13 protein-coding genes are annotated in these 16,954 nt (G+C 60.1%); 4 read left to right on the top strand and 9 right to left on the bottom strand.

Going from position 1 to position 16,954, the window contains the following annotated elements; translation table 11 throughout:
• Positions 1 to 60 precede the first annotated feature (60 nt).
• Both Q1A71_RS14895 and Q1A71_RS14890 read right to left on the bottom strand, forming a co-directional pair.
• Positions 61 to 345: a hypothetical protein gene (locus tag Q1A71_RS14895; RefSeq protein ID WP_299677751.1), complete on the bottom strand. Its 285-nt coding sequence runs from the start codon at positions 343 to 345 to the stop codon at positions 61 to 63.
• A 196-nt stretch (positions 346 to 541) separates the two neighbouring features.
• Positions 542 to 3,661, bottom strand: a complete 3,120-nt coding sequence (locus Q1A71_RS14890) for a glycosyltransferase (RefSeq protein WP_299677748.1) — start codon at positions 3,659 to 3,661, stop codon at positions 542 to 544.
• 427 nt (positions 3,662 to 4,088) lie between these two features.
• Between Q1A71_RS14890 and Q1A71_RS14885 the strand changes: the two genes are divergently transcribed.
• From Q1A71_RS14885 to Q1A71_RS14870, 4 genes are all read left to right on the top strand, one after another.
• Positions 4,089 to 5,609: a lipopolysaccharide biosynthesis protein gene (locus tag Q1A71_RS14885; RefSeq protein ID WP_299677745.1), complete on the top strand. Its 1,521-nt coding sequence runs from the start codon at positions 4,089 to 4,091 to the stop codon at positions 5,607 to 5,609.
• Positions 5,606 to 6,394, top strand: coding sequence for a sulfotransferase family 2 domain-containing protein (locus tag Q1A71_RS14880; protein WP_299677742.1), 789 nt, complete (start codon positions 5,606 to 5,608; stop codon positions 6,392 to 6,394). Before Q1A71_RS14885 ends, Q1A71_RS14880 begins: the two co-directional genes overlap by 4 nt.
• Before the next feature lie 78 nt (positions 6,395 to 6,472).
• Positions 6,473 to 7,561: a glycosyltransferase gene (locus Q1A71_RS14875; protein WP_299677739.1), complete on the top strand. Its 1,089-nt coding sequence runs from the start codon at positions 6,473 to 6,475 to the stop codon at positions 7,559 to 7,561.
• Between the two features lie 33 nt (positions 7,562 to 7,594).
• Positions 7,595 to 8,758 (top strand): glycosyltransferase, encoded by a 1,164-nt coding sequence (locus Q1A71_RS14870; RefSeq protein WP_299677736.1) that lies wholly within the window; start codon positions 7,595 to 7,597, stop codon positions 8,756 to 8,758.
• Between the two features lie 250 nt (positions 8,759 to 9,008).
• On the opposite strand, the gene Q1A71_RS14865 is transcribed toward Q1A71_RS14870, so the two are convergent.
• From Q1A71_RS14865 to Q1A71_RS14835, 7 genes are all read right to left on the bottom strand, one after another.
• Positions 9,009 to 9,797 (bottom strand): XdhC family protein, encoded by a 789-nt coding sequence (locus Q1A71_RS14865; RefSeq protein WP_299677733.1) that lies wholly within the window; start codon positions 9,795 to 9,797, stop codon positions 9,009 to 9,011.
• A complete protein-coding gene (locus Q1A71_RS14860) occupies positions 9,794 to 10,975 on the bottom strand; it encodes a VWA domain-containing protein (protein ID WP_299677730.1) in 1,182 nt (393 codons plus the stop codon). The genes Q1A71_RS14865 and Q1A71_RS14860 overlap by 4 nt, the downstream gene beginning before the upstream one ends.
• Positions 10,972 to 11,847: a MoxR family ATPase gene (locus Q1A71_RS14855; RefSeq protein WP_299677727.1), complete on the bottom strand. Its 876-nt coding sequence runs from the start codon at positions 11,845 to 11,847 to the stop codon at positions 10,972 to 10,974. Before Q1A71_RS14855 ends, Q1A71_RS14860 begins: the two co-directional genes overlap by 4 nt.
• 54 nt (positions 11,848 to 11,901) lie before the next feature.
• Positions 11,902 to 14,319 (bottom strand): aerobic carbon-monoxide dehydrogenase large subunit, encoded by a 2,418-nt coding sequence (locus tag Q1A71_RS14850; protein ID WP_299677724.1) that lies wholly within the window; start codon positions 14,317 to 14,319, stop codon positions 11,902 to 11,904.
• The gene (locus tag Q1A71_RS14845) at positions 14,316 to 14,810 is read right to left on the bottom strand and encodes a (2Fe-2S)-binding protein (protein ID WP_299677721.1); all 495 of its coding nucleotides are present in this window, start codon (positions 14,808 to 14,810) and stop codon (positions 14,316 to 14,318) included. The genes Q1A71_RS14850 and Q1A71_RS14845 overlap by 4 nt, the downstream gene beginning before the upstream one ends.
• A gap of 12 nt (positions 14,811 to 14,822) precedes the next feature.
• On the bottom strand, positions 14,823 to 15,677 hold the full coding sequence (locus Q1A71_RS14840; RefSeq protein ID WP_299677718.1) for a xanthine dehydrogenase family protein subunit M: 855 nt from the start codon (positions 15,675 to 15,677) through the stop codon (positions 14,823 to 14,825).
• A 113-nt stretch (positions 15,678 to 15,790) separates the two neighbouring features.
• A complete protein-coding gene (locus Q1A71_RS14835; protein ID WP_299677715.1) occupies positions 15,791 to 16,903 on the bottom strand; it encodes an MHYT domain-containing protein in 1,113 nt (370 codons plus the stop codon).
• Positions 16,904 to 16,954: the final 51 nt, after the last annotated feature.

Here is a 16,954-nt window from a genome sequence, read left to right as displayed (position 1 = left end):
GGGACTGCCCGACCCAAGAAACCGGCGGCAGACAGCCCAGGCGATATGTTCCAGCCGGTCTTATACTTCGTTTTTTTGTGACGCCTGTGTCGAGGTGGCGTTGGGAGATGATGTTCCGCGTCGGGACTTCTCTTGTTTGCGCTCTGCTGCGAGCAGCGCCACAAGGCCAACGTAGGCGAGTTGTACGACAACAGCGACGATCACGACGAATATGACCAATGCGACGCTATCAAACCCAGCCGCAAGGCCAAGCAAGGTCGATGCCACAATGGCAATACCCAAACCAAATAGAAAAATTGGCAATCGCATCGCTTCCCCAGATGCCGAAAAAACCGGCAAACTCATCGCCGGAACTAATATTAGACAAGGTATAGCGAATTTGGCCGTTACAACCAATTATAATTCATGCAAATTTTCGTCGATCGGCGCATACGATCAACGCTCAACGAAGCGGTTGGGACAAATCTCTATCGCTGCCAAAGGTTTGGCAGCCTTCCGTTGCAGCCGCTGGCCGCGATAACACGCGCGATGTGTATCAGGATTATGACGTTTGGTCCTTGTTCCCGGCGCCATGGCCATAGATTGCGACCTCACGCAGGCCGATCAGAGAGGCAATCGTTCCGAAATGCAGAGCGCCTCGCAGTAGATTTGCGTTCCGCGGCGCGGCGAATGGAGCGGTCGCAAGCGCAAAAACTGCGCAGTAGAACACTTTTGCGCAGGCCAAGGGCAGAGCCATCAGCTGTGCCGCAAAACCCTTATGTTTGCGGAGCAGGCTGCCGTGGGTCTGCCCCATTCGGAAGCGGCGGCGCAGCAACCAGGCGAATGTGGCCCGAGACGGCGCTACCGGCTCGTCCAAGCGGGCTTGCGGGGCCAATGCCAAGCGGGCGCCTGCGGCCTGCGCATCCTTGAAGAAGGCGGTATCCTCTCCACCAGAGATGCCAAGTGTGAGGTCGAAGCGGCGGTCCATCAGCGCTGGGGCGGCCAGATTCATGATGACATTGCAACTGTGACCAGCAAGCGGGCGGCCATCTGGCCCAAGTTCCGGTCGCGTGTCGTGAATGCGCAGGCGCTGCATCCAGCGCGGCGCCTCCGTTGGATAGACGGCGTGGACCGGCCCGACCACCACATCCGCGTCGCCCTGCGACAGTCGCTCCGAGAGAGTGGCCAGCCAATTGGCTGGCGCGCGCTCGTCATCGTCGATGAAGGCAAAAATCGTCAGTCCTCTGCGCTTTGCTTCATCCAGCGCTGCGTTCCGCGCAATGGAGATGTTTCCGGAGGGGGCGTGCTTGTAAATCACATTGTGACGTGATCGCGCTGCGAAGGCTTTGACGGTTTCCTGCGCCGTCGGCGTACGGTCGTTGTCCACCACGATGATGGACAGCTGCAGATCCGGCGGCAACTTCTGTTGCTCCAGCGTCTGAAGCGTGTCGACGAGTGAGGGACGCTGGAACGTACAGACACCCACCGCGACGGCGGTGTAGGAGGGGATCGGTCGCACGGGAGCAATGCTCTCTGGACGCGCAGGTGCAATCCCTCGCCGTGTCTTGAGCAATTGCTGCCAGAAACCGACAGACCATGACAGATGCATGACCATCGCAATTGGAGCTGCGGCGAGCGCCAAGAGATCACGCCGTACGACCGCCATCATGAGGCTGCCAGCGATACATGCGATGGCCCACGCGGCAGCGGGGATCGCAAAGACTGGTGCAATGACACCCAAGACGGCCAAGGCAACCAGCGGCGCGACTGCGATTATGATCATCTGGCGCAGACGTGGTTTCAACCGGTGCTTGAGGACGGTCCGCGCCCGCCCACGGCCAAAATTGAGGTACTGCCGTGCCAGCGCCTGGATGGTTTTGCGGGGGACATAGTCAAGCCGGGTCCGAGATGTCAGCCATATCCGGTAGCCGGCCCGGGTGAGCCGCAGGTCAAACTCGGCGTCTTCGTTATGGGAAAAGCCGTCGTCGTATCCGCCGACGGCGCGAAACGCCTCAAGCCGCATCAGCGCGTGGTGCCCATGATCGACAAAGCGTCCGGAGCCGCCCGTGCGATGCGCCGACCCACCGTTGCCGAGCCGCCCATTCTGGGTCAGGCTGATCGCCTGCTGCAAGGGTGTTCTCCCAATGGCATGCATCGCGACGACCACGCTTTCCGCCTCGGTCCGCTGCGCCTCGGCGAGCAGGACATCCGCGTAGGTTTCGGGATATGCCGCATGAGCATCTAGGCGCAGCAGCCAGGTCATGTCGTTTCCGAAGGTGGCGCAGGCGCGGTTCACACCGGCGCTTTGCAGGCGCGCCGGGTTGTCCAGCAGATGAAGATCGACATGTGGCAGGGTTGAGATCCGGTCGGTGACGATTGCAACCGTGTCGTCAGTGGAGCCGCCATCGACAACGACGACGCGAACCGGTGCTCGGTAACGTTTCAAGAAGCCTTTCAGGCCGTCAATCACACCGCCAATATGCGCCGATTCGTTCAGGGTCGGAATAACGATCAGAACGCCGCCGCAATTGGTGGGGTCTATGCGGACTGCTGATGCGGGGGTGATCTCGTCAACGAGATGGCGCGCCTCGGACCGGCTCACGGCCCATGTCTCTGGTGCGACAGCCTTCTGCCGCTCCCGCAGACGGGTAAAAGACGCTTGGTCCAGCCTGTCCAATGCGGCGGTCACCTCTGATACATCGGCGGTAGGCAGCAAGACCCCGATCCCGAGGCTGCGCAGACGCGTCGCGATCTCGGTTCCGTCCAGCGCGATGGGAGGAACGCAATTGAGACCACTTTCGTAAAGCCGGTTCGGCAGCAGCCAGTCGGAGTTGCTGCCCATATCATATTGGTCGACCAACCAGGCAAGATCGACTTCGCCGTAGATCCGAGCGAGGTCATCTGGATAGCTGTACGGGCCGTCAAAGATGAGATCAGGGTTGGCGGCAATCACATCGTGGAAGTTCGGAAGCGAGTCGAGCGCGGGTCGCCCGCGCGATATGACCTGGTAGCGCCCCGGGCGCGCCCGTGTCACAGCGTCGAGGCACGCGAGCGAAAACGGACATCGCAGGATGCCAAACCAACCGATCCGCAAGGGTCCCGCGTGATCGGCGAGGCGATCCGTTCGAGTGACGGGTTTGATGCAGGACTCTGATGACATCACCTTGTTCTCAATCAGCAAAGCCGGAGCCGTGGTCTGTTTGTGCACGTCGAAGTATGCGCGCTGGAAGGCGGGCGAGGAGACGATGAGCCGGTCAAGGTCGCGGCTGAGCCTGCGTTCCAGCCACCGCAGGCCGCGCGCCAGCCAGCCCTGCCCGATCATCAACCGGTGGATGTCCAGCACCTCGTACACCAACGCTACATGCTGATGCTGCCGGAGCGCTCGGTGGAGCGGTGCACCGAGCGCGAGCATCTCCAGGTTGCGGCACAGGATCACGTCGATGGGCCCGATACTGGCAAGCTCCGATGGCGGCTTCAGACGTAGGCGCAACACCTGAGCCGCGCGATGCAGCATTTTGCCGTTGTGTGTTTGCCCCAAGACCAGCGCGCGCTCCGGCAAGGTGCCTGTGCTGCGGCGAAAGCCGGCAATGATCACATCCGCTCCACCCATACGCAGCATATCGGTGCGTCGCCAGATGGCGGCATCATCAAGATCATGCGCCAGATAAAGGATGCGAGTCATCTGGGGCGATGACCGGTTCGGACTTCAGCGATGGGCTGCGAATCTGTCATTCTCGGCTGTGCCATTTGATGTGAAGCTGCTTTGACTTGGGCAGTTGGGGTGCTGTGCTGCGTCAAGTCAAAGCCTGCGCGGCGGACTCGCGAAAGCCAGCCGGTTTCGCCTGATGAATGAGCAAGAATCCGTTCACCGGTCCAATAAGCCTGCATGTTGAGGACAGATGTCATGAAACCATCTGCCTGTTGGCCCTCGACGTGGTTCTGACGGCGCATCTTTGCTGAGCAACTTGGTCTCGCATGCTCTTTTGCAGGGCATCCGATGGGCAGGAAGCTGCTGAAATAGATGCTGCAGCTGCAAAGGGCGGGTGTCCTGTCACGCGTTGTGGTCAGGTCTGCCCAACGGCCAAGAGCCGGATCACCTGAGAACTCGAATGACACGACGCAAGCCCCATGAAACGGTCGAGACCGTTGCGCAAGAGAGCTATGGCGGAATAGCCATACGCGGCAGCCTCTACACGGCATCCAGCCAGGTGGTCACAGTGGGATGCCAGATCGGGTCGGTCATCATTCTGTCGCGGCTGCTGACCGCCGCAGATTTTGGCTTGATTGCGATGATCGGGCCAATCATCGCGTTTCTGTCGATGTTCAAGGAAATGGGGCTTCTGCAGGCGGTCATTCAGAAACGGACCTTGACCTACGGGCAACTCAATTCTCTGTTCTGGATCAATCTTGGTCTCAGTGTCGCGCTGACGATCTTTCTCATCCTGATGGCGCCCGCAATTGCACGATTCTACGATGAGCCCGATCTCACGTGGCTGATCCGGGTCATGGCGCTCAACATGATTCTGACGGCGCTGGGTGCGCAGCACTTCGCGCTTTTGAACCGCGGGATGGTGTTTGGCAGGATAGCGATCAACGCCGGTGTGGTGGCGGTCTGTACGCTTTCGGTCTCGATTGGCTGGGCCCTCGTCTCTCCGACCCCCTGGGCTTTGGTGGCCGGTACAGTCGCCGGCTCGGTTGTAGGGACAGTGATGGCATGGGCATGGGTGCCTTGGGTGCCATCCCGCCCGGCGCTGGCACCGGGGACGAGAGATCTGCTGGGCTTTGGCGCCGGAGTGACCGGGTTCAAGCTGGCAAACTTCTTCTCGCGCAACCTCGACAGCATTCTGATCGGTCGGGTTTGGGGGGGGGCGGCGCTCGGGTTCTACGACCGGGCTTATAAGCTGCTGCTGTTTCCATTGAGCCGTGTCGCGCAACCCTTGTCGCAGGTTATGGTGCCGGTGTTGTCCCGGATGCAGGATGAACCGGAGCGCTATGCGCGGGCGTTTTTTCGCGTTTTCGGATTGATGCAGCTTGCAATTCTGCCTGGCGTTGCGGCGATGACGGCCATGGCTGATACCGCCGTGCCGTTCTTGCTGGGCGCGCAATGGGCACAGAGCGCGCCGATTTTCGCGGCACTGGGAATTGCCGGCCTATCACAGCCGCTCGCCAACCCGACCGGTTGGTTGTTTGTGAGCCAGGGCCGCACAACCGAGATGGCCTGGTGGGGCTTTGTCTCTGCCTTGATAAGCTGTGCCGCATTCGTCTGGGGAGTGCAATTCGGCGTGTGGGAACTGGCCATGGCCTACGCGGTGGTCACCTTGCTGAAGCTCTTGCCGCTATGGCTTCTGGTGACGCGGACAGGGCCCATCGGGCGAGACAGCCTGCGCAGCCGCATTCTGCCGATTTTTTGTGCTGGGGTAGTGACCTATGCTGCCATTCTGGCATTGGGCGAAACCTTGCCTGATGCGGCGCTCCTGAAACTTCTGAGCGGAACCGCAGTTTGCTATGCTGTGTTTGTCTGCGTGTTGAGCCTCACCGCTTTCGGGCGAAGCGTTCTCGCTGATGGGGCGCAGTTGGTTGGCAAAACCTTTCGGGAAATGCGTCGACGCAGCAGCAGGAGCGCGGCATGACACCTGTGAAATTCATGAGCTTACGTTCAGGCGGGCCATATGATCGACAGAAGGGCAAAGGGACGCGCCGTCTGAGCCGCCTCGCGACGAACATCGGCTGGCAGCTCGCTCCGCGTTATATGATCGGCACCGCATATCCCAAGGCCGATCCCGCTCTTGAAGATGTGTATTTGGGCCGTGGTCTCATTCTGATCCACATCCCGAAGAACGCGGGAACTTCGGTCGAGGACGCGATTTACAACTATCGCGTACGGCACCGAACATGGCGGGACATACGCGACAGCTGCCCGCGTGCCTGGGCATCTTTGCCAAAGATCGCGATCCTTCGTGATCCGGTTGACCGGTTTCTGTCGGCCTTTGATTACCTGAAATCTGGCGGGCGCAACGAGGCTGATCGGCGGTTTGCGGCGCGCGTGATCGCTCAGAGGTCGATCGAAGAGTTCGTCGACCGCTTTGCGTCGCGGGCAGGATTTCGACACACCGCGATGCGCTATTTCCATTTCCGCCCGCAGTCGGATTTCATCTGCGACGCCGAGCAGGTCATGGTGGAGCATATGATCCCGTTTCCGAAGATGGCCGATGGGCTCGTCAAATTCGCGGGTGTTGCCCCCGGAGCCTTGGCTCATGCCAACCGCACAACCGGACATCGCACGCGCAAATCGGACCTATCCCCCGACACATTGGACGTGATGACCCGGTTCTATGCGCAGGACGCAGCCCTCTTTGCACAAGCTTGTCAGGACTGGGAGGCGACCGAGGCCGTGGAGGCCCGTTCTGAAACATGACGTGGTCGAAGCTTGCACTCACCTCTCTCAACTCTATGCCCGTGCAGTGCCGCTGCACCCAACGTTAAAGGTTTAGTCATGCGAATTCTTTTTGCCGGCGGAAACGGCTGGTTGCCGGAAGCCAGCGGCGGCACCCAGAACAGCACCGACCACCTCATCCGCCAGAGCATCGCGCAAGGCCACGAAGCTGCCGTCTATTGCGGCTTTGCTGGCCGCGGGGTCTTCGGGTTCAGGATGCGGGTGCAGCGAAAGATGACGGGCAGGCCCTTCAGCATTGACAGGACCCAGGGCTATGAGGTCATGCGGACGTGGGAGCCCTTGGAGGCTGCGCGGATCGAAGCCGCTGTCGCGCGGTTCCGACCCGATGTTGTGGTGATCCAAACCCGCCGATCCGCCGCACTTGGGCAGGCGTTTGCCAAGTTGGGCGTGCCCGTGGTGCTGTATCTGCGAAATGTGGAATTCGAAGAGAACGACGGCGACGTCAGCGCCATTCCGGGGGCCCATTTCATTGCCAATTCCTACTTTACAGCGAATGCTTATCATGACGCCTATGGTATTGATTGTACTGTGATTACACCGACCATCGACTTTGAAAAATATCGCTGTGATACGACCAGAGAATGCGCGACGCTGATCAACATCCACCCCAAGAAGGGGTATGAGGTGGCGCGGGACATGGCGCGCGCTTGTCCGGATATCCCCTTCCTTTTCGTCGAGGCGTGGACGCTATGGGACGGATTGTTCAAGGAAATCATGACCGAAATCGACGCCTTGCCTAACGTCACCTTCATGCGGCGCACCTCGGATATGTCGACGATTTATGGACGTACGAAAATCCTGCTTGCTCCCAGCCAGTGGGAGGAAGCGTGGGGCCGTGTCGCTTCGGAGGCGCATTGCAGCGGTATTCCTGTGATTGGATCGAACCGAGGTGGTCTTGGGCAGGCCATCGGGCCGGGGGGGATTGTTCTTGCGCATGATGCCCCAATCGAGGACTGGGTCGCGGCGTTGAGGCAACTGTGGTTCGATAACGAGGCGTATGCCGCACTGTCGGAGAAGGCAGTTGCCTATGCGAAGCGGCCGGAACTCGACTTCGAGCAACAACACCGGACCTTTATCTCTGTGCTGGAAAACGCCGTGCCATCCCCCGAGTTGCGCAACCGTGCGTAACGGCTGCGAACCGGACGGTGTCGGAGGCCCACATTGAAAATCTGCTTTTGCGTCTCGAGCTTTCCAGCTTTGTCGCAGACCTTCGTCACCACCCAGGTTCTTTATGCTGTGCGTGCCGGCCATGAGGTAACGGTGGCCTGCAAGGTCTTTGAGCCCGATGCGCCGCTCTCGCGCGACATCCGCGATTTCATCAATCAGGTGAACATCGTCGTCTGGCCAACACAACATCCAGCGATGCTCAAGCGTCTGCCCACAGCACTTTTTGACCGCCTCGTCGCGCGCCTTGATCGCAACGCCTGGCGCCAACAGATTGATGCGGATCTGGTCATCGCCCATTTTGGATATCGGGGCGCCGCGGTTGTGCGTGCACAGCATGGATGGGCGGCGCGACCACCGCTGGCGACTGTGTTTCACGGTCGCGATGTCAGTGTCGAGTTGCGCAAGAACAGGATGGCGAAGTATCGCGACCTGTTCGTCGAAGGAGATCTCCATCTGACGGTCAACGCGCTGTTTGCCACGCAGTTGATTGACTGCGGCGCGCCTGCGACACGCGTGGATACGCATCACTTGGGCATTCCCGTGGCACGCTATGCGTTCGAGGCACCCAATCCCGGAAAGACGCTCCGTTTTCTCAGTGTGTGTCGACTGGTGCCGAAAAAGGGCTTGCAGGTTGCTATCGAGGCTCTGGCATTGCTGCGCGACAGCCACCCCGAAATCGACTGGTGTTATGACATCGGTGGTGACGGCCCCCTTCTTGCAGATCTCAACGCACAGGCGATCCGCCTCAACCTTCAGGATCGGATCCGGTTCATCGGTGCGCTGCCGCACGAGGACACTCTCGCCCGCATGTCACAGGCTGATCTGCTGTTGGGGCCGAGTGTGACAGCGCCGGACGGAGATCAGGAGGGTATTCCGGTCACTCTGATGGAAGCGATGGCGCTCGGCACGCCCGTCTGCGCAACCTACCACTCCGGTATTCCGGAACTGGTGAGCCATGGTGAAACGGGGCTGCTTTCGCACGAAGGCGATGCAGGCGGGTTGAGGGACAATATCGCTGCCCTTGCTTTGGATCGCAAACTCGCCGAGTCTTTGGCTAAGGCGGCGCGACGGAAGATTGAGCATGACTTCAACGAGGACAGACAGAACGAACATCTGCTTGCGCGCTGTCGGATGCTCTTGCAGCGCGCCGCATCTTGATTGCTGGTCTACGAAACCTTCGTGGTCGAGAGTCAGACCGTCTCGCGCGCTGAAACTCCTGTCAAGCCGATGCCTGCTTTTGGCGTGAATTTGGTACTTCCCGCAGACGGACAAGCTTCAAACCTCCAAGGCCATGGCAAAGGATCTTCATGGTATTCCGCTTACTCATCTTCAGCTTTCGCATGTAGGCATCTTCGAATATTTTTGTCGGTCGTAGATCGACCGAGCATCGGGGATCACCAGAATGATATCAAATATTCAGTCGCTTTACTGACTTGCGGCGGAGTTGGACGAGTTCGGCCAAGATGGACAAGGCAATTTCCTCGGGTGTTACGGCGCCAATATCAAGGCCGGCGGGCGCCTTGACCTCGTCGATGGCGCCACGATCAATTCCGGCACGTTCCAACTGATTGGCGAGGCTGGAGAATTTCTGCGTGCTGCCGACGAAGGCGATGTGAGCGGCCGGCCCCTGCAGCGCGCTTGTGAGCGCATCGAGATCACCTTGCCCTTGCGTGGCAATCACCACCGCCGGTGCCGCTTGCCCGACAACCGCTTCGTTGGTGGTTGGAGCTGCCGTCACCGTCCAGTCAAACTGTGGGGCGAGTTCCCGAAGTGCGACAGCGACAGGGGACGACCCCAATACAACGAGTTGCGGCCTTGGAAGACATGGCTCGATGAAAATGTCGACTGTGCCGCGTGACGGGCAGCCATTGCGCGCGTATTGGGTGCCCTCGTGGGCGTCCCCGGGTGCGAGGCCTTTTTCGGCCAGCAAATCTTCAGGTGCGATGGAGACCAATTGCGGCTCTCCGCTTTGCAGGGCTGCAAGAGCTGCACGTTTGACCGCACCGCGGGTGCAGCCACCGCCGAGCCAGCCGCGCACCAGTGTTCCATCGGAGCTGAGCAAGGCCTTGGCGCCCGGCTTGGCCGCCGTAGCCCCCGCCGTCCGCACGATGGTGGCGAAGGCAAATGGCTCCTGTTGCGCGCGCAGTTGTTCTGCGGCCTCGGCGAAGTCATCCGACAGGATCTCAGCGGGTGTCATAGGGATGCGAGCTCCTTTTCCAAGGCAGCTAGATCAGCCAACGTGTTCGCTGGAGCGAACAGGTCAAGATGCGGCAGCGCCGCAGCCATCCCCGCGGCCACCGGTTGGTAGTCGCGCCATCCCTTCAACGGGTTCAGCCAAATGATACGACATCCGCGCTTGCGCAGCTTTTTGAGAGCCTCGTCGATGAGATCGGGTGGGCTGGTGTCGTACCCGTCTGACAGAATGAGCACGACGCTGCGGCCATCGACGAACCGCCGCGCATAGGTGTCCGCAAAAAGCTGCAGCGATAGCCCGATTTTTGATCCGCCTCCAAAGCCGTCGGCCATGAGAGACATCCGGCCGATAGCGCGCAGCGCGTCTTTGTCGCGCAGAGCCTCGGTGATCCGCACCAGCCGTGTGTGAAAGAGATAGGCGTCCGCCGCGGTGTCGGCCCGCATCAGCCCGGTCAAAAAGGCGAGAAATGTTTGAGAGTAGGCGCCCATTGAGCCCGAGACATCGCAAAGCGCAACAATCTTGCGCGTCCGGTCGGGCCGTCGTTTGCGCAGCAGTTCCAGTGGTTCGCCACCCGTAGCAAGACTGCGGCGAATGGTTTTTCGAAAATGCAGGCGATCACCCTTCCGCGCTGCCCGGCGTCGCCTGGAGCGCCGATCTCGAAGCGCGGCTCCGAGACGTCGCGCGACCGCTTCGGCAGCGGCAATTTCGTCTGCGTGTACGAGATCCCGCAGGTCTCTGCGTGAGAGATTGCGCAGGTTGGTCGCAACCAGCTTTCCGGTGCCGTTGCTGTCTGCCTCGCCCTGATCGTCGTCCGGCGCGACAGCTGAGCCGGCGGCGTTGGCATCCTGTCCGCGTCCTTTTCGGGACGAATGCACACCGTCATTTGCAGAGGGTGGGGTGCTCTTCGTCAGCTTCTGCTTTACCCGTCCGGCATCCATCCAATAGCTGTCGAAGAGGGCGTCAAAGCGCTCCGCGTCGTCTTTGCAGCCTGTGCAGACAGCGCGAAGGGCACGGCGGCAGGTATCAGGGGTCGTCGCGTTGGTCGCGCACAGGGCTTCGAGTGAAAGCTCCGCTTCGGCTACGCCCAATCGCATGCCATTGTCGCGCAGGTGGGCGATGAAGCCCGCCACGCGTGCGGTTGGGCCCGGATCACGTCCGGAAAACCGCGTCACGCGAGTCATGCCGCACGTCCGGCGATCCGCTCCGCAACCTCGGGCGTGATCTGTGCCTGATCGCTCTGGGTCTTCAGGAGTGTGGTCAGCGTGGCCTGCAGAACGCTTGGGTTCGCAGTGAGATCGGCGATCCCGAGGCCCATCAGCGCGGCAGCGAAATCGAGCATCTCCGCGATTCCCGGCGTTTTTTCCAAGTCTTCCTCTCGCAGCTTCTGCACAAATCCGATGACCTGTGCCGCAAGCCGGGCCTCTACATCGGGGCAGCGCGCCTTCAGGATCGCCAGTTCGGTCGCGTGGTCGGGATAATCCACGTAGGTGTAAAGGCAGCGCCGTCTCAGCGCATCGGACAGATCCCGCGTGCCATTGGAGGTGAGGATCACGATAGGCCGTGTGGTGGCCGTGATCGTGCCCAGCTCCGGCACCGAGACTTGGTAATCCGACAGGATTTCGAGCAGATATGCTTCAAATTCCTCGTCCGCACGGTCAATTTCGTCGATGAGAAGGACAGGCGTCACCTCTTGTGTGATGGCGGCCAAAAGCGGCCTCTCGAGCAGGAATTCGCGTGAAAAGATCCGCGCCTCGACGGCTGCGCCCGTTTCGCCATCTTCCGCCGCGGCACGAATGCTTAGCAATTGCCGCTGGTAGTTCCACTCATAGATGGCTTGTGCGGCATCCAGGCCCTCGTAGCATTGCAGCCGGATCAGTCGCGTGTCGCGCGCCTGGGCGAGCGTTCGTGCCACTTCAGTTTTGCCCACGCCCGCTGCGCCTTCGAGCAGGAGCGGACGTTCCAGCGAAACGGCCAGTTGCAAGGCGACCGCCAGATCATCGGAGGCGACGTATCCTTCCGCCGCAAGAGCAGTTTGCAATTCGGTCCAACTCATCCCAACCCCCGCGCAAACGGCTCGATCTGACGCTCGGCGTCTTCGGGCTTCGGTCTAGTCGTGCAGACCGAGCGCATTCGCCGTCTTCCAGATCCGCCAATGGTCGTGGGGCATGTTGGTGTGACGGTTGCCAAACGGGCGAAACGCGTCCTGAATGGCGTTCGAGAAACAGGGCACACCACCGACATGCGGGCTTTCGCCGACCCCCTTCGCGCCAATCGGATGATGCGGGCTCGGGGTGACAGTGTAGTCAGTTTCATAGTTGGGCACCTCCCATGCTGTTGGAAGGAAGAAGTCCATCAGCGTGCCGGTTTTGACGTTGCCCATATCGTCGTAGGCAATCTCCTGTCCCATTGCGACGGCCAGCGCTTCGGTCAGCCCGCCATGTACCTGACCTTCAATGATCATCGGGTTGATCCGCGTGCCGCAGTCGTCCAGCGCATAGAAGCGCCGGATCTCGGGCACGCCGGTATCCACGTCGATGTCCATGACGCAGACATAAGCGCCGAAGGGGTATGTCATGTTGGGTGGGTCATAGTAGCTGACTGCCTCAAGGCCTGGCTCAATGCCCGGGATCGCCTGATTGTAGGCAGCGAAGGCAATGTCCTTCATGGTCTTGAACCGCTCAGGTGCGCCCTTGACCACGAAGCGGTCCACGTCGAATTCCACGTCGTCGTCATGCACTTCGAGCAGATAGGCAGCGATCATTTGCGCCTTTGCGCGGATCTTGCGTCCGGCCATTGCGGTGGCCGCCCCGGCAACGGGTGTGGAGCGAGACCCATAGGTGCCCAGACCATAAGGTGCGGTATCTGTATCGCCCTCTTCGATGGTGATGGAATCCGCAGGCAGACCGATTTCCGAGGCGAGTATCTGGGCGAAAGTCGTGGCATGGCCTTGGCCTTGGCTGATCGTGCCGAGCCGCGCGATGGCGGAGCCAGTTGGGTGAATACGGATCTCGCAGCTATCGAACATGCCCAAGCCAAGGATATCGCAGTTCTTGACCGGACCCGCCCCAACGATCTCGGTGAAAAAGCTCAGTCCGATGCCCATAAGCGAGCGGGTTTTGCCTGCCTTGAAGTCTTCGACCCGGTGCGCCTGCTCGGCCCGCAAGCCCTCGTAATCCACGGCCTTCAGCGCCTTCTCCCAGGCGGTGTGGTAGTCTCCGCTGTCATACTCCCAGCCGAGCGCCGCCGTATAGGGAAACTGCTCCTTGCGGATGAAGTTGATCCGGCGCAGCTCGGCTGCGTCCATGTCGAGCTCGATGGCGAGCACCTCGATCATCCGTTCAATGAAGTAGACCGCTTCGGTCACACGGAAGGAGCAGCGATAGCTGACCCCGCCTGGGGCCTTGTTGGTATAGACGCCATCCACTTCCAAATAGGCGGTCGGTATGTCGTAAGATCCGGTGCAGATATTCATGAAGCCTGCGGGGAATTTGGTGGGGTCGGCGCAGGCGTCGAATCCACCATGATCGGCTGTGACGTGACATTGCAGCGCTGTGATCTTGCCCTCTTTGGTGGCCGAGATCCGCCCTTTCATATGGTAGTCCCGCGCAAAAGCGGTGGTCATGAGATTGTCCATGCGGTCTTCGATCCACTTGACCGGTTTGCCAGTGACAATGGAGGCCACAACAGAGCAGACATACCCCGGGTATGCGCCGACCTTGTTGCCAAAGCCACCGCCGATGTCAGGGCTGATCACCCGGATATTATGCTCTTCGATACCGGAAATGAGCGAGACAACGGTGCGGATCGCGTGGGGTGCTTGGAACGTGCCCCAGAGGGTCAGCTTGCCGTTAACCTTGTCCATCGACGCAACGCAGCCACAGGTCTCGAGTGGGCAGGGGTGAGTTCGGTGGTAATACATGCTCGCTTCGGCAACGACGTCCGCATTGGCCAGAACCTCCTCCGTCGGTTCCTTGTCGCCAGCCTCCCAGGTGAAGATATGATTGGGGTGCTTGCGCGGCCCATGGGCGCCGGGGGCGTTGGGGTCCAGATCCTCGCGCAGCACTACGTCGGATTGGAGGGCTTCGAACGGGTCAACGATCACGGGCAACTCTTCGTAGTCCACTTCGACCAACTCGATCCCGTCCGCCGCGGCATAGCGGTCCTCAGCCACCACAAAGGCGACTTCCTGCCCCTGGAACAGAACCTTTCCATCAGCCAGCACCATCTGCTTGTCGCCGGCCAGTGTCGGCATCCAGTGCAGGCCGAGCGGTTCGAGGTCTTTCGCCGTCAGCACTGCCAGCACGCCCGGAACCTCCAGAGCGGCGGCTGCGTCGATGCTCTTGATCCGCGCGTGGGCATAGGGTGAGCGCACGAAGTCACCGAAGATCATGCCGTCGAGCTTTATGTCATCGACATAGTTGCCCTTGCCTTGCGTAAAACGTGCGTCCTCCACTCGTTTTCGGGAGCAGCCAAGCCCCTTGAGGTTGGCCACGCGATCTTCGCGATTTTCAACGTCGTCTTTCATTCCGCAGCCTCCTTGGCAGCGTTCATCTCGGCCGCAGCGGCGAGAATGGACTTCACGATGTTCTGGTAGCCCGTGCAGCGGCACAGGTTGCCCGCCATGCCGAAGCGTATTTCCTCTTCGGTGGGGTTCGGGTTCTCCTCCAACAACTTGACTGCGCGTGTGATCATGCCTGGCGTGCAGTAGCCGCATTGCAGTCCGTGATGCTCCTTGAAGGCCTCCTGCAGCGGGTGCAGGCTGTCTGGTCCACCAATCCCCTCGATCGTCGTGACCTCGGCACCATCAGCTTGCGCGACAAACATGGTGCACGACTTTACCGATTTTCCATTCAGTGTGACGGTACAGGCTCCGCAATGCGACGTTTCGCAGCCGATGTGCGGCCCGGTGATGTTGAGCCGCTCACGGAGTGTGTAGATCAGCAGCTCCCGCGGTTCGGCCAGGAACTCCTCTTCCTTCCCGTTCACGGTCAGTGTGATGTGCATTTTCTTCGACATTTGCGTCCTCCCTCAGGCGCGCGACCAGGCGCGCTCGATGGCGCGGCGTAAAATGACACCGGCCACGTGTCTCTTGAATGCAACTGGCCCGCGGTTGTCCTCCGTGGGGTCGATGTCATCCAGCATGGCGCTCACGGCTGATTTCAGCGCGGTGTCGTCGACAGATGTGCCGAAGAGGGCAGCACCCGCTGCTTCGGAAAAGACAGGAACGTCGCTGAGGTTCGTCATGGCGATGGCTGCAGAGCCGCAGACGTTGCCGTCTTTCACGATTTGTACCGCGGCGGCGGCGGTGGCGTAGTCACCAATTTTCCGCTTTTGCTTCTCGTAAGCATACCCACCTTGCGGTCGTGGCAGAGTTATCGCGGTGAGAACCTCCTCATCCTCACGGGCGGTCATGTAGGCGGCTTCGTAGAAGTCGCGCGCCGCAACCGACCGTTCCCCCTCGGCGCCTACGAGAGTGAACGTAGCGTCCAAGCATTGCATCAGCCCCGGCATGTCATTCCCGGGATCGCCATTGGCCACATTCCCGCCGACGGTTCCCATGTACCGCACTTGCGGATCGGCGATCTGTAAGGCCGCCTCTCTCAGGATTGGCGCAACACTGGCGAGCTCGGCATGGTCGATAATGTCGGCTTGAGTGACCATCGCACCAATTCGGATGCTGTCGGCTGATATGTCTATGCCCGACAATCCCCCGACGTCTTGGAGGTCTATCAGATGTGGCACGTCCGCCATGCGCAATTTCATCATGGGTATCAGGCTGTGGCCGCCCGCCATCACGCGGGCATCATCACCATGCTCGTTCAGAACAGCGAGCACACCCTCCATATCTTTGGGACGATGGTATTCAAAAGCGGCTGGGATCATCAGCTCTCCTCCCCGAAAAAGCGATTGTCTTGGCTCGGTATCACCCTGCCTGCACAGACGACCGCTGGCTTCAGAAAACCAATGAAAAACGGGTCTTTTGCATGAAATGCGCCCTAGCTTGCACGAACTGCGCCGTCTTGTGCAGCGAGGGCGTCCTGAACGGTCTTGAGCTTCGAGCGGCTGACCGGAACAGGCGGTAAACCTCCGGTGTCAAAGAGGCACCGGCCCTTGTCCTTGGAGCGTTCAAAGCGGGCCACTTTCAGCGGGTTGACCAGATAACTTCGGTGTGTCTGAAGCAATCCCTGAGGTGCCAGCCTTTTATGAGCTTCGGTGATCGGCCAGACGCAGAACAGGCGGTCCTGTTCGGTGTAGACTTGGGTATAATGCCCATCGGCGCGAACAATCGCCACGTCTTGCGCCGCAACAAACACCTTTGTGCCGTCGCGCTCGCAGGGAACTTGCAGACCTGGTCTATTGTCGGCTTCGGGCGGCTTTGGCGCAAGGTTTTCCGGACTAGCAACAAGGTAGGTGACACTGACCCACAGGAATGTCCCAAAGAGAACGAAGCTCGTGAGGATGACACCGAGCGCTAAAAACTCGTTGCTCATGATTGGCCCGAACTCGCCGAGAGTGGGTTCAGGCACGAACCGTGTACCGGCCATCGCCAAGAAATGTACTAAGCTGACGGCGGCGGCGAAGCACAAAGTGCCGAGGATAATGTTGCGGTTGGTACGGCTGCCGTATGCGACGCTGAAAGCCACAATACAAAGCCCAATGGCGACGACCGAAGATGCGGCAATACCGAGGGGAGTATAGACCGCCCGGCAGAGTTCGAGCCCGGCCATCCCGATGTAGTGCATGACCAGAATACCCAAACCGACGAGGCCGCCGGCGGCAGCGATGAGGCGCGGGGTACGGTCGAGGAAATGCAGAAGGACCAAGGCGGCTGCGACGATCAGAATGGCTGTAAGGGCGGATACCAAAGTGATGGCCGCGTCATAGTAAAAGAGAATAGGGAGCTGGAGGCCGAGCATGGCCACGAAGTGCATGGACCATATGCCTCCGCCGAGAGCGATGGAGGCCAACGCGATCGAAAACTTCTTTTGAACGACACTCTTCTGCGACAAATCCCGGGTCAGGGAAAGTCCGATGAAGCCGGCCACGAGCGCAACAAGACAGGACATTGACACCAGGAGCAGGTCATGATTGTGGTCCAGAAACTCCATCTCCGCAGGATGACCAAAATGCCTGGGTTTGGCAAATACCGAGCCGCCGCG

It is taken from the genome of uncultured Roseobacter sp. (assembly GCF_947493125.1).
Classification (GTDB): domain Bacteria; phylum Pseudomonadota; class Alphaproteobacteria; order Rhodobacterales; family Rhodobacteraceae; genus Roseobacter.
Note: the sequence above shows the minus strand (reverse complement) of the source record. Positions and strands in the feature narration are given on the sequence as shown.

Excerpts from the sequence above, each read along its gene's own strand:
- Q1A71_RS14840 (WP_299677718.1), bottom strand. The coding sequence starts at position 15,677 with ATGATCCCAGCCGCTTTTGAATACCATCGTCCCAAAGATATGGAGGGT.
- Q1A71_RS14875 (WP_299677739.1), top strand. The coding sequence starts at position 6,473 with ATGCGAATTCTTTTTGCCGGCGGAAACGGCTGGTTGCCGGAAGCCAGC.
- Q1A71_RS14855 (WP_299677727.1), bottom strand. The coding sequence starts at position 11,847 with ATGAGTTGGACCGAATTGCAAACTGCTCTTGCGGCGGAAGGATACGTC.
- Q1A71_RS14885 (WP_299677745.1), top strand. The coding sequence starts at position 4,089 with ATGACACGACGCAAGCCCCATGAAACGGTCGAGACCGTTGCGCAAGAG.
- Q1A71_RS14890 (WP_299677748.1), bottom strand. The coding sequence starts at position 3,661 with ATGACTCGCATCCTTTATCTGGCGCATGATCTTGATGATGCCGCCATC.
- Q1A71_RS14845 (WP_299677721.1), bottom strand. The coding sequence starts at position 14,810 with ATGTCGAAGAAAATGCACATCACACTGACCGTGAACGGGAAGGAAGAG.
- Q1A71_RS14895 (WP_299677751.1), bottom strand. The coding sequence starts at position 345 with ATGAGTTTGCCGGTTTTTTCGGCATCTGGGGAAGCGATGCGATTGCCA.
- Q1A71_RS14860 (WP_299677730.1), bottom strand. The coding sequence starts at position 10,975 with ATGACTCGCGTGACGCGGTTTTCCGGACGTGATCCGGGCCCAACCGCA.
- Q1A71_RS14880 (WP_299677742.1), top strand. The coding sequence starts at position 5,606 with ATGACACCTGTGAAATTCATGAGCTTACGTTCAGGCGGGCCATATGAT.
- Q1A71_RS14850 (WP_299677724.1), bottom strand. The coding sequence starts at position 14,319 with ATGAAAGACGACGTTGAAAATCGCGAAGATCGCGTGGCCAACCTCAAG.
- Q1A71_RS14865 (WP_299677733.1), bottom strand. The coding sequence starts at position 9,797 with ATGACACCCGCTGAGATCCTGTCGGATGACTTCGCCGAGGCCGCAGAA.
- Q1A71_RS14835 (WP_299677715.1), bottom strand. The coding sequence starts at position 16,903 with ATGGAGTTTCTGGACCACAATCATGACCTGCTCCTGGTGTCAATGTCC.